Here is a 13,370-nt window from a genome sequence, read left to right as displayed (position 1 = left end):
CATGCGACAGTGCTTCTGAAATAGCTCTGCCCGGGACTTTTTGGCATGCCGGGATAGCGAGGTCGGACCATGAAGAGAGGAAAGACTGCCGGGGCTGGAAAAAGCGCTTCTCGCAAATCCGTCCATATGCACGCTGAAGACAGTGATCTGCTTTCGCAAGCCCGCATGATGCTGAAGGCGTTCTGGGCCTCGCCGGTGCGCAATTCCCTGATGGCTATCGGCACGGGCATATTCGTGCTGATCGTTCTGATCGCAATCGGTCAGGTCGCGGTCAACCGGTGGAATGTTCCTTTCTATGATGCGCTGTCACGGCGCGATCTGAATGCTTTCTTTCACCAACTTCTGGTGTTTTTTGCGATTGCGGGCAGCGTTCTCGTTCTCAACGTTTCGCAGACATGGCTGAACCTCATGTTCAAGCTGAAATTGCGTGAGGGGCTCGCGCGGGATCTGGTGGGGCAATGGCTGCAACCGGGGAGAGCCTTTCGTCTCGCAAGGGCAGGAGAAATCGGCGTCAATCCGGATCAGCGGCTTCAGGAAGATGCGCGCCATCTTGCCGAAATGACCTGTGATCTGGGCATCAACCTGCTGCAATCAACCGTTATTCTGGTCAGTTTCGTCGGTGTGCTATGGTCGCTCTCAAGTGGCTTCGTCTTTCATGTGCAAGGTTACAGTTTTTCCATTCCCGGCTATATGGTCTGGGCTGCGGTCATTTATGCGGGTTCGGCCTCGCTGCTAACCTGGATCGTGGGGCGCAGTCTGGTCAACCACAATGCCAATCGCTATGCGCGCGAGGCGGATTTTCGCTACTCGCTGATGCGGGTGAACGAACATATCGATGCAGTTACACTCGTGCGCGGAGAAGCCGACGAATTGCGCCGCATCAATCGCGATATTGATGCGGTTCTGGTGGCAATCAAGCGGATCGTCATAGCGACGACCGGCCTGACATGGGTGACGGCGGGCTATGGCTGGTTTACGATTGTTGCGCCCATTCTGGTGGCGGCTCCGGTTTATTTTGCAGGCGACCTGACATTTGGCGGGCTGATGATGGCCGTTGGCGCTTTCACGCAGGTGCATAATTCGCTGCGCTGGTTCGTCGATAATTTTGGCGCTATTGCCGATTGGCGCGCAACCTTGCTGCGAGTGGCAAGTTTTCGTCAGGCAATCCTGCGGATGGACGAAATTGGCGGCCTCGACCGTCAGATCATGGTGACGACAAATGAAAATGAGCGCCTGAGCGTCGAGCAGCTTTCCATCGCGACCTCCGATGGCTGTCTCAATCTGGTGGAAAAATCATTCGCCATCGAACCCGGCGAATATGTGCTGGTGACGGGAGCGACGGAAGGCGAGCGCAGCCTGTTCTTCCGGGCGCTTGCCGGGTTATGGCCATGGGGCAGCGGCCGCATCGGCATGCCTGCGAGCAATCAGGTGGTTTTCATTCCGAATGCGCCCTATATCCCGCCGGGCGATCTGCTTGAGGCGGTTGTTTATCCACTTGATCGCAAAGACTTCTCACATAATCAGGTGGCGGATGTGCTGAAGCTTGCGGGACTGGAACGGTTGGTGCCGCAACTCAATAACAGACTGCGCTGGGATCGGACATTGACCCGCGACGAGCAGCAATGCATCGCCATTGCCCGGCTTGTGCTGCAAAACCCGCACTGGATCGTCATTGACGGGGTGCTGGATGGCATGGATGAAGAGGCCCGGCAGCGTGCTTATGCCATTCTGACCGGCCCTTTGCAGGGTGCCGCAGTTATCCATATCGGCAAGACGCTGGGGCATGACGGTCTGCTGAAACGGCAATTACATCTGGAAATGGATCTCGATGCCGATCCGCTCGACGTGCCGCATCATAAAAAGCAAACGGAAATGGCCGGAGGCTTTCACCCCCGGCCATGAATGCGTGTTCCGGTGAGATTATGCCCGGAAATAATCCTGCAAGGGGCGCACCTCCAGAGAACCGGCCTTGAGGGCGGCGATGGCTTCGGCGGCAGCTTCCGCACCGGACATCGTCGTATAATAAGGCAGCTTCTGCATCAGCGTTGCGCGGCGGATCGACTTGGAGTCGGAAACGGCGCTGGCGCTGTCGGTCGTGTTGAAGACCAGATGAATCTGGCGATTGCGGATCGCGTCCTCGACATGGGGACGACCTTCAATGACCTTGTTGATCTTGGTGGCTTCAACACCATTGGCCGCAAGGAATTGCTGCGTGCCGCCCGTTGCCATGACCTTGAAGCCCAGACTGACCAGCCTGCGCACAGGGCCGAGCACGCGCTCCTTGTCCTCGTCGCGCACCGAAACAAAGACTGTACCCTCGCGCGGAAGCTCGACGCCTGCGCCAAGCTGGGCTTTTGCGAAGGCGAGAGCAAAATCGTAATCAAGCCCCATCACTTCGCCGGTCGAGCGCATTTCCGGTCCGAGCAGGGTGTCGACACCGGGGAAGCGGGCAAAGGGGAAGACGGCTTCCTTGACCGCGATATGCGGACGGGCGGTTGGCTTCGGATGCCCGCCATAGGCGTTGAATGCCGCATCCAGACTTTCGCCGGCCATGACGCGGGCAGCCACCTTGGCGATGGGCGCGCCAATGGTCTTGGCGACGAAGGGAACGGTGCGCGAGGCACGCGGATTGACTTCGAGAATGAAAATCTCGTCACCCTTGATCGCAAACTGCACGTTCATCAGACCGCCGACATTCAGCGCCTTTGCAAGTGCTGCGGTCTGGCGCTCCAGTTCGGCAATAATGTCAGGCGAGAGGGTATGGACCGGCAAGGAGCAGGCCGAATCGCCCGAATGAATTCCGGCTTCCTCGATATGTTCCATGATTCCGGCGACAAAACTGTCCTTGCCGTCACACAGGCAGTCCACGTCCACCTCGATGGCTTCGGTGAGATAGGTGTCGAACAGCAGCGGGTTCTTGCCGAGCAGCGTGTTGATCTGGCCGGTCTTGTCGTTCGGATATTTGGCCTTGATGTCTTCCGGCACCAGTTCCGGCACAATGTCGAGCAGATAGGATTGCAGTCCGCGCTCATCATGGATGATCTGCATGGCGCGGCCACCCAGAACGTAGGATGGACGCACGACCAGTGGAAAGCCCAGATCGCCCGCTACCAGTCGTGCCTGTTCGACCGAATAGGCAATACCATTCTTCGGCTGGTTGAGATCGAGCTTGATAAGCAGCTTCTGGAAACGGTCACGGTCTTCGGCCAGATCGATAGCATCCGGCGAGGTGCCGAGAATGGGAATGCCGGCTTTTTCAAGCGCATTGGCGAGCTTGAGCGGCGTTTGCCCGCCATACTGCACGATGACGCCGTGCAGTGTACCCTTTTGCCTCTCGATGCGCAGGATTTCCAATACGTCTTCCGCCGTCAGCGGCTCGAAATAGAGGCGGTCGGAGGTGTCGTAGTCGGTCGATACCGTTTCCGGGTTGCAGTTGACCATGATGGCTTCATAGTCGGCATCGCCCAGGGCAAAAGCCGCATGGCAGCAGCAATAGTCGAACTCGATGCCCTGACCGATACGGTTTGGACCACCACCAAGAATAACGACCTTCTTGCGATCCGAGACTTCCGCCTCCGAGCGCGGCTGGCCGACGAATGGGGTTTCATAGGTCGAATACATATAGGCGGTCGGCGAGGCGAATTCCGCTGCACAGGTATCGATGCGCTTGTAGACCGGATGTACATCAAGATCGGCGCGCAGTTTTGCAACGTCTTCGGCGTCCTTGGCCGTCAGGCTTGCAAGACGGGCATCGGAGAAGCCCATGGCTTTCAGCATGCGCAGGTTCTCGGCGTCACGCGGCAGGCCGTGTTCGCGGATGCGTTCTTCGGTCTTAACGATGGCTTCGATCTGCTCAAGGAACCATGGATCGATCTTGGATGCGTCAAATATCTGCTCAACGCTCAGACCAAGGCGCATTGCCTGAGCCACCATGCGCAGGCGGTCCGGTGTCGGTGTGCCGATGGCTGCGCGGATGGCGTTCTTTTCATCGCCTTCCTCGATATTGGGGATGGTGATTTCATCAAGGCCGGTCAGTCCGGTTTCCAGACCGCGAAGCGCCTTCTGCAAGCTTTCCTGGAAAGTGCGGCCGATGGCCATGACTTCACCGACCGACTTCATGGCGGTGGTCAGGATGGGCGAGGAGCCGGGGAATTTCTCGAAGGCGAAGCGCGGAATCTTCGTGACGACATAGTCGATCGACGGTTCGAAGGAAGCAGGCGTCGCGCCGCCTGTAATGTCATTGTCGAGTTCGTCGAGCGTGTAGCCGATAGCAAGCTTGGCTGCGACCTTGGCGATCGGGAAGCCGGTCGCCTTGGAAGCGAGAGCCGAAGAGCGCGAGACGCGCGGGTTCATTTCGATGACGATCATGCGGCCATTGGCCGGATTGGTCGCGAACTGCACGTTGGAGCCGCCGGTTTCGACGCCGATCTCGCGCAGCACCGCAATCGAGGCGTTGCGCATGATCTGATATTCCTTGTCCGTCAGGGTCAGCGCAGGTGCAACAGTGATGCTGTCGCCGGTGTGCACACCCATCGGATCGAGGTTTTCGATCGAGCAGATGATGATGCAGTTGTCCGCTTTGTCGCGGACGACTTCCATTTCATATTCCTTCCAGCCCAGCACCGATTCCTCGATCAGCACTTCGGTGGTCGGTGAGGCATCGAGGCCGCGCTCGATGATCTCGAAAAATTCCTGCCGGTTATAGGCAATGCCGCCGCCGGTGCCGCCAAGCGTAAAGGAAGGGCGGATGATGGCAGGAAGACCGACGACATCAATCGCCTGTGCGGCCTTGCCCAGCGCGTGGCTCACATAGCGCTGCTTGCGCTCGACTTCGCCCAGCTGCCATTCCGTTTCAAGCTTGTCGAGCGCCTTGTCCAGTTCGTCACCCGAATATTGCGCCTTGACTTCGGCGCGCCGGGCTTCGTGGCGCTTGCGATCTTCTTCCTTGATCTTGGTTGCATTGGCGAGCATCGAGGTGGGCGTGTCGAGGCCGATCTTCTGCATGGCCTCGCGGAAGAGGGCGCGGTCCTCGGCCTTGTCGATGGCTTCGGCATTGGCGCCGATCATCTCGACATTATAGCGTTCCAGCACACCCATGCGACGCAGGGAAAGGGCGGTGTTGAGCGCGGTCTGTCCGCCCATGGTGGGCAGCAGCGCATCGGGGCGCTCCTTGGCGATGATCTTGGCGACGACTTCCGGGGTGATCGGCTCGATATAGGTGGCATCCGCCAGATCGGGATCGGTCATGATCGTGGCCGGATTGGAATTGACGAGGATGATGCGGTAGCCTTCCTCTTTCAATGCCTTGCAGGCCTGCGTACCCGAATAATCGAACTCGCAGGCCTGGCCGATAACGATAGGGCCCGCGCCGATAATCAGGATCGATTTGATGTCTGTACGTTTCGGCATGGCGCATCCTGCTCTTTAAATGTTCATGCATATCTGTCGAAACCGGTTCCCACTTTCGACAGATATGCTTCTTAGCCTGCCAGAAAAGCCCGCGCGGTTTTCCGGCGGGTTGGCAGCGTATGAATTCTGTGGGCTAAGCGGGCCTTATAGGCAATGATCACGCAAAGCGGAACCCCACAAATGCTCTTATGGCCAAGAAAATGCGCGGTTTCACGAAAATATCACTCCTGAATGGCTTTCCCTGCCATATGTTGCATGGCCGTTTTCGTTTGTGATTTGAATTGTCATATATTTTTATGTTGCCGTGCCAATCCTGTATGCGACAATCGGTGGCATGAACTGGGTGCCATTCCCTGGGAGTGGTATGGTGAAGGGAGACGCGCAATGCGCTGGCAAGGCCGTAGACAAAGCGACAATGTGGAAGACCTGCGCGGACAGCAGCGCGGGGGGATGGGCCGTGGCGGAATGGGTGGACCGGGCTTTCGCATCGTGCGGGGCGGTGGAATCTCCGGCATACTCATTCTCGTGGTGATGTTCTTCGTGCTCAAGGCCGTGGGCATCGATCCGCTGCCGGTCCTGTTTGGTGACGGCAGTATTGGAACGGGCACACAGACCCAGCAAGGCGGTGGCCGTACGGTGGCGGAAGGCGGTACGGTTTCCAATGACGAGACCACGCAATTCGCGCGTACTGTTCTTGCAGAAACCGAAGATGTGTGGAACGGCATTTTCCAGTCGCGCGGCCAGAACTATACGCCGCCGACCATGGTGCTGTTTTCGGATTCGGTCAGCTCGGCCTGCGGCCTTGCGTCATCGGCATCGGGTCCTTTCTATTGCCCCGGCGACCGCAAGCTTTATATCGACCTGACATTCTTCAATGAGCTTGCCAATCGCTTCGGCGCATCGGGTGATTTCGCGCAGGCTTATGTTCTGGCGCATGAAGTCGGCCACCATGTTCAGAATCTTCTGGGCATTTTGCCGAAGTTCAACCAGATGCGCCAATCCATGAATGAGGCACAGGCGAACCAGATGTCCGTGCGCGTCGAGCTTCAGGCCGATTGTTTTGCCGGTGTCTGGGGGTATTACACCGAGCAGAAGGGTATTCTCGAAAGCGGTGATCTGGAAGAAGCGCTGAATGCGGCGCACCAGATCGGTGACGATACGCTGCAACGCCGCAGTCAGGGCTATGTCGTGCCGGATAGTTTCAATCATGGCACATCCGCGCAGCGCGCCAAGTGGTTCCAGCGCGGTTTCGACAGCGGCAAGCTGGATGCATGCGATACGTTCAGTGGAGATGTTTAAACAAAAAGCCGGGGCGAACGCTCCGGCTTCTTGTTTATTAACAGCGGGTTAACGACAATTTTTCAATATTTGATTCACGCGGCTTGTTCGCGTTCGGGAAGCGGGGCCTCGCCCTTCTTCTCGCGGATCAGATTGATGAAGCGGCGGAAGAGATAATGGGAATCCTGCGGTCCGGGTGATGCTTCCGGGTGATGCTGCACGGAGAAGATCGGCTTGCCGATGACGCGCAGGCCGCAATTGGTGCCGTCGAAAAGCGAGACGTGGGTTTCTTCCACATGGTCGGGCAGGCTGTCGGAATCGACGGCAAAGCCATGGTTCATCGAAACGATTTCAACCTTGCCGGTGGTGTAGTCCTTTACAGGATGGTTTGCGCCATGATGGCCCTGATGCATCTTCTCGGTCTTTGCGCCAAGGGCGCGCGCCAACATCTGGTGGCCGAGGCAGATACCGAAAATCGGCAGACCGGACTCAATGAGCTTTTCGACCATGGGAACGGCATATTCGCCGGTTGCGGCCGGATCTCCGGGGCCGTTCGAAAGGAAGACGCCGTCAGGATTATGGGCAAGGACGTCCTCTGCCGTGGCGGTTGCCGGCAATACGGTGATTTTCGCGCCGAGCCCTGCGAGCAGGCGCAGAATGTTGCGCTTTACGCCGAAGTCGAGCGCCACGATATTATATTCAGGTGCGGTTTCCTGCTCTTCATAACCAGCCTGAATGGTCCAGGGCGTTTCCTTCCAGACGAGGCTCTGGCCGACCGTGACTTCCTTGGCGAGATCGACATTTTCCAAACCGCTCCAGCTTGCGGCACGCGCCTTGAGAGCCTCAATGTCGAACTTGCCTTCCGGATCGTGGGCGATGACGGCGTTCTGCGCGCCGCGCTCGCGAATAAGAGCGGTGAGGGCGCGGGTATCGATCCCTGCAAGGGCGATGATGCCACGGCTCTTGAGCCAGTCATCGAGGTTTTGCGTGGAGCGAAAATTGGATGGCGAGGTGATGTCCGCCTTGAAAATTGCTCCCACAGGACCAAAACGATTGGCCGGGGTCAGGTCTTCGATGTCCTCGGCATTGGTGCCGACATTGCCGATATGGGGGAAGGTGAAGGTGACGATCTGGCCCGCATAGGACGGATCGGTGAGGATTTCCTGATAGCCGGTGAGCGCAGTATTGAAGACCACTTCTGCTTCGATTGCGCCGGTCGCCCCAAGGCCGAGACCTTCGATCACGGTTCCATCGGCCAGAACGAGAATGCCGGTTCGCTTTGCAATCGTCCAGGGTGCGGTCTTGGATGGGACTTCGGTCATGGCGTGCACTCCTGCTTGGTTTCGCGCCTGACTTGGGCGCGTATTTAAGATGTTCCAGTGACGCGGCACGCATCTGCTTTCAATTGCCCGGAAAGGGCAGCTTGAAAAGAGGGAGCTTTCAGAGCCATATACGCGCCAAAAAGCAGCGGGGTTTAAACTTCCCGCCGCGAGCGCGTGCCGATGTCCTGCTAAGCCTTGAGCAATAGAGAAACTCTGCCCTCAGGTCAATCGTTCCCGGCTGGGTTTTGAAAAATTGTGACAGCAAAAACCACAGTAATCAATATGCAGGCGCAATCCCCGCTATTGTCTGCGATTGATTTAACAGCCCGCTTGCGCATAGAAGAGAGCTACAGCAAGACCATCGGTGCGATCCGCACGAATGGGCAAAGACGCCGTAACGCCGTCAGGAGAAATATATGCTTCGCCAGGAGATTACCCAGGCACTTACCACCGCGCTGAAAGCGCAAGACAAGCGCCGCGTCTCGACGCTTCGTCTCATCATCGCCGCCATCAAGGATCGCGACATTGCCAATCGCACGGCGGGCAAGGACCCGGTCAATGATGAAGAGCTTCTGGGCATTCTGGGCAAGATGGTCAAGCAGCGCGAGGAATCGGCGCGTATTTACGAGGAAGGCAGCCGTCTGGAACTGGCGGAAGCCGAGCGTGAGGAAATCGCGATCATCAATGATTTCCTGCCGGAGCAAATGAGCGACGAGGAGATCAAGAAGGCTTGCGAGGCTGTGATCGCCGAGATTGGCGCGCAGGGACTGCGTGACATGGGCAAATGCATGGCCGTGCTCAAAGAGCGTTATGCCGGCAAAATGGATTTCAGCAAGGCTAGCGCCCTGATCAAGACGCTGCTGCAATAGAACGGGTTACGGCTTAAACAGAGCTGGAGTTTTTCAGCCCTGTTTTGCGGTCCTGAGCCGTGTTTGCCCGAGCAGGCCCTGTTCTTCGAGAACCGGATAGGCCATTGAAGCCAGCAGCGAATTGATCTGCTTGAGATCGCGGATCGTGTCGAGGTGGATCGAGCTTGTCTCGATGCTGCGCGTCGAGCCTTCACGCAGGCGTGAAAAATGGCGCGCGCTCATCTGCTTTTCCAGATCGCGCAGACGGTCCTTTTCCTGCACAAGCTGGCGCGCGGTTCGTCCGTCACGCGAGACGATGACGTTGAAGGCCAGATGTGCACTGGCCAGCACCATAGCGTGAAAATGAGTCAGCTCTTCCCACCCTTCCTCGGTGAATTCGAGCTGATGGTCCATCTTCTTTTGCACATGGACAAGCATGTTGCGCACGATGATGTCGCCGACCTGCTCAAGCTTGACGCAGGCACCCATCAGTTCCTGTATGCGCACGGATTCATAATCGTTGAGTTCATGCGTTGCCAGCCGGGCCAGATAGAGCTTGATGGCCGCATGCTTGCTGTCCACCCGGTCATCGAGGGCTGCAAGCTCGTCGATTTGTTTCTGATCGGCCTTTTCATAAAGCTCTATGATGCGGCGTAGCATGACGTCGATCGTATCGCAAACCCCGATGACTTCGCGCGTTGCATTGGCAAGAGCTTGCGACGGACGATCCAGAACGCTGCTATCGAGCGCGCTATATTCCTCCATTTCAAGGGGTTGGGCAGGCGTGTTCTTATTGGCATTGAGGTGGACCAGCGCTTCGGTTGTGCGCAGTAACAGCCGCGACAGCGGAATGCTGGCAACCAGAATAAGGGCATTAAACAGAATATGGGCGTTGACCACCTGCGCTACCGGATCGCTGCCTAAAAAGGTAACGGGAGGATGGAAGGTTTCGAGCAATATGAGAATGACGAGCGAACCGGCACCGCGCATCAGGAGATTACCCAATGGCACCACGCGCGTTTCCGCAGGGGCGTTACGGGTCAGGATCGGGGCGATGACGGAGGAGCCGAGATTGACGCCCAGAACCATTACGACCGCAAGTTCGGGCTGGATCAGGCCGCGCGATGCGAAAGTGGTCAGCAGGATGACCGCCGCAATGCTTGAGTGAAACAGCCATGTCATCAGCGCGGCGAGAAGATAGGCGGTGACGGGATCGCCGGAAAGATAATCCACGATGATGGGAAGAAGCGCGCTCTGGCGCAGAGGCTCCGTCGCCTGGCCGGTCATCTCCAGAGACAGGATGAGCAGGCCGATACCGACCAGAACGCGCCCGATCTGGCGCCAGTCGCGCCGCTCGGTGGTCATGAAAATGGTCGTGCCCGCGACAAGGCATATCGGCACGAGCAAGGTCAGGTCGTAGCTGAGGATCTTTACCACGAGCGCGGAGCCAAGCTCTCCGCCGCGAACGGCCATGAGGCCAGCCAGGCCGCTGACGAAACCTGAACCGACAAAGGAGCCGACAAGAAGGGTGACGGCAGTCGAGCTTTGCAGGGCGATCGCTAGAAACAGGCCGAAGACGATGGCCAGCAGTGGTTTTTGCATCTGGTTGCGCAAACGCCTGCGCAAGCGATCGCCATAGGCGCGCTCCACACCGGTGCGCACCATGCGGGTCGCCCAGAGCAGCAAGGCTACGGCACCGGCCAGATGCAAAAGGACCACAGAACCGTTCACAAAAAAATCCTTTCTGGTTGGGGAGACGAAACTCCCCGGTAAGTCTACGCTATAAAAGAGAAAAATACGCTCCCGGTGAGCAGGGGCTGGCATGGAATATGAACTTGAAGGATCGGCAGATCAAGCGATGACGGCTTAATGTGACGATTAGATGACAGTTTTATGACGCCGCATGCGCATGCCATGGCCATGTGATTAGCGGGGAAGCTGCTTTATGTATGATGGACTGTCGTGTCCCTCATGCTTATATTCGGACCTATATTCACATATGAGTGCATATCTGGATTGGCGCGACTGATGCGGGGGCAGGAATTGGCCCGGTCGATCAACCGTTCTGCCATCAGAGCTGAAAGTGACATTGGTAATGCGTTTTCCGTCCTCTTTTCTCGACGAGCTTAGAGATCGTGTCCCCATCTCGACATTGATCGGGACACGGGTTTCGTTCGACCGTAAAAAGAGCAATCCGGCAAAGGGTGATTTCTGGGCGTGCTGTCCGTTCCATGGTGAGAAGACGCCAAGTTTTCACTGTGAAGACCGCAAGGGCCGCTATCACTGTTTTGGCTGCGGTGTGACGGGCGATCATTTCAGGTTCCTGACAGAACTCGAAGGGGCGAGCTTCCCCGAGGCGGTTGAGCGCGTTGCCGATATGGCGGGCGTGCCGATGCCCGCGCGCGATCCTGAAATGGAGAAGCGCGAGGCACAGCGCGCGACGCTTTACGATGCGATGGAACTGGCGGCGCAGTTTTTTGAAAGCCAGTTGCAAAGTCCTGCGGGTGCCAAAGCGCGTGCCTATTTGCGCGATCGCGGGCTTTCAAGCGCGACGCAGCAGAGTTTTCGCATCGGCTATGCCCCGGAATCGCGCAATGCCCTCAAGGAGTTTCTGGCAGGCAAGGACATTTCGCGTGAGCAGATCGAAGCATGCGGGCTGGTGGTCCATGGCGAGGGCATAGCAGTTTCCTATGACCGCTTTCGCGATCGCATCATGTTTCCGATCGAGGATTTGCGCGGGCGCATTATCGCCTTTGGCGGACGGGCGCTATCGGCGGATGCGCCGGCGAAATATCTCAACTCCCCCGAGACCGAACTCTTTCATAAGGGGCGGGTGCTTTATAATGGCTTGCGCGCGCGCAAGGCTTCGCAGCCTCAGGGCGGCGAAGGGGCAAAGCCCATCATTGCCGTGGAAGGCTATATGGATGTGATCGCGCTGGCTCAGGCTGGCATCGATCAGGCTGTCGCTCCGCTCGGAACCGCATTGACCGAAGAGCAGCTTGAACTTTTGTGGCGCATCAGCCCCGAGCCGGTCTTGTGCTTCGATGGCGATGGGGCCGGTCTGCGCGCGGCGCATCGTGCAGCCGATCTGGGCTTGCCAGCCTTACAGCCGGGGAAATCCCTGCGCTTTGCCCTGCTGCCGGAAGGCCAGGACCCGGACGATCTGGTGCGCGCGGAAGGGGCTTCGGCCTTTTACGCTGTGATAGGCGATGCCCGGCCGCTGGTCGATATGATCTGGAGCCGGGAAACGGCGGCAGGGGTCTTTGATACGCCGGAGCGGCGGGCGGAACTGGAAGCGCGGCTGCGCGAAATCACCAGCCGCATCGCGCATGAGGATATTCGCCGTCATTACGCTCAGGAAATGCGTGAGCGCGCACAGGTATTTTTCGGGCAGGGACGGCAGAATGCCCGACGCGGCGGCAGTTCCTTTAATCGCGGCGGGAATAAGGGGCGCGGGCAAGGCGCTAGCAGAGGCGTGGGGCTTGTCGCGGGCGGGCGGCTTGCATATTCGGACAGCCTCGTGCGTTCAACGCTTGTAAAAGGGCGCAGCATCGGTGCGGGTGCAAATAATGCGCCTTTGCGTGAGGCCACGATACTTCTCATCCTCATCAATCACCCAAGACTGATCGATGAAGATTTTGAAATGCTGGCGGGAATCGATCCTGGGCATGATGCATTAAGATCGTTGCAAGCTGCGTTGCTCGATGTTCTGGCCTCCGATCATATTGAAGATGGCGCTGCGATGCGGCTGGCGTTGGCCGAGGCTGGCCATGGCGAGTTGATCGATGCGCTGGAGCAATCGATCAAGCGCGCGCGCCTGTGGCCTGCAACATCGCAGGCTGCGGAAGAGGATGCGCGGGAGGCGCTGCGTCAGGCGCTTCACTTGCATCAGCGCAGTCGCGCACTACATAAGGAACTGCGCGCTTTGGAAGAGATGCTTGAAACGGATGAAACGGGCGAACTTTTCGGCAGGCTTGTCGATATTCGTAACCAGCTCATGAAAGCCGAGGCGACCGAAGCGCTTATTGAAGGGTTTGGCCTTTCATCCGGGCGGCCGGTGGGTAGCTTCTGATTCGAATCACCCGAATCACTAAACGCCACAGCGAACGGAGCAGGCCTGAAATACGGGATTCGGGGTCTGGAATGAGCGCTGCGCGGCGCGTGGGCAATAAATGATTCGCTTTTTGAGGCCGAATCAGGTGAGTCGCTCTTGACGTGCAGCATAAATGACGGAATCACGACAGTTCGAGCAAGGACCATAGAACTGATTATCGATAAATATTCCCGAAACGGACTCCGGAAACCAGCCCTTTGAGCGGTGGTATGAGGGGTTCGGCACCTGTCGGTGCATATGAATTCCGGACCTGCCTGAAAAACTGGAGACGGCAAGGCTGCCAAGGACGGTAGAGTTAATTCGGTATTAACGGGAACTGGCTACTACCGCATTTGACGGAAATCGGTTTCGATTTTCTGAGAAAACAGTGCGGTGTCGTAAATGCCGGAATGCGGGCAG

General features: G+C 57.7%; 7 protein-coding genes. 4 read left to right on the top strand and 3 right to left on the bottom strand.

The annotated features are described in order from the left end of the window. Nucleotides 1–69: 69 nt before the first annotated feature. Nucleotides 70–1,902, top strand: coding sequence for an ABC transporter ATP-binding protein/permease (locus DKP76_RS13595; RefSeq protein WP_109707344.1), 1,833 nt, complete (start codon nucleotides 70–72; stop codon nucleotides 1,900–1,902). Nucleotides 1,903–1,920: 18 nt separating this feature from the next. Here the strand turns inward: DKP76_RS13595 and carB are convergent, their stop codons facing one another. Next, entirely contained in the window at nucleotides 1,921–5,409 is a 3,489-nt protein-coding gene (carB, locus tag DKP76_RS13590) for a carbamoyl-phosphate synthase large subunit (protein WP_109707343.1), read from the bottom strand. A 384-nt stretch (nucleotides 5,410–5,793) separates the two neighbouring features. On the opposite strand from carB, the gene ypfJ reads away from it, so the two are divergent. After that, nucleotides 5,794–6,708 carry a KPN_02809 family neutral zinc metallopeptidase gene (gene ypfJ / locus DKP76_RS13585; protein ID WP_109707342.1) on the top strand — a complete coding sequence of 305 codons (915 nt, stop codon included), beginning with the start codon at nucleotides 5,794–5,796 and terminating at the stop codon, nucleotides 6,706–6,708. A 74-nt stretch (nucleotides 6,709–6,782) separates the two neighbouring features. Here ypfJ and carA read toward each other — a convergent pair whose 3' ends face one another. Then, nucleotides 6,783–8,009, bottom strand: coding sequence for a glutamine-hydrolyzing carbamoyl-phosphate synthase small subunit (gene carA, locus DKP76_RS13580; RefSeq protein ID WP_109707341.1), 1,227 nt, complete (start codon nucleotides 8,007–8,009; stop codon nucleotides 6,783–6,785). Between the two features lie 416 nt (nucleotides 8,010–8,425). On the opposite strand from carA, the gene DKP76_RS13575 reads away from it, so the two are divergent. After that, the gene (locus DKP76_RS13575) at nucleotides 8,426–8,878 is read left to right on the top strand and encodes a GatB/YqeY domain-containing protein (RefSeq protein ID WP_109707340.1); all 453 of its coding nucleotides are present in this window, start codon (nucleotides 8,426–8,428) and stop codon (nucleotides 8,876–8,878) included. A gap of 33 nt (nucleotides 8,879–8,911) precedes the next feature. On the opposite strand, the gene DKP76_RS13570 is transcribed toward DKP76_RS13575, so the two are convergent. Continuing rightward, the gene (locus tag DKP76_RS13570) at nucleotides 8,912–10,588 is read right to left on the bottom strand and encodes a Na/Pi cotransporter family protein (protein WP_109707339.1); all 1,677 of its coding nucleotides are present in this window, start codon (nucleotides 10,586–10,588) and stop codon (nucleotides 8,912–8,914) included. A 364-nt stretch (nucleotides 10,589–10,952) separates the two neighbouring features. Here DKP76_RS13570 and dnaG point away from each other — a divergent pair, with 364 nt between their 5' ends. Further along, nucleotides 10,953–12,929 carry a DNA primase gene (gene dnaG / locus DKP76_RS13565; protein WP_109707338.1) on the top strand — a complete coding sequence of 659 codons (1,977 nt, stop codon included), beginning with the start codon at nucleotides 10,953–10,955 and terminating at the stop codon, nucleotides 12,927–12,929. Nucleotides 12,930–13,370 lie beyond the last annotated feature (441 nt).

The sequence above is a fragment of the Falsochrobactrum shanghaiense genome, assembly GCF_003149535.1.
In the GTDB taxonomy this organism is placed as follows: Bacteria; Pseudomonadota; Alphaproteobacteria; order Rhizobiales; family Rhizobiaceae; genus Brucella; species Brucella shanghaiense.
This window is presented reverse-complemented; position numbering and strand designations above follow the sequence as displayed.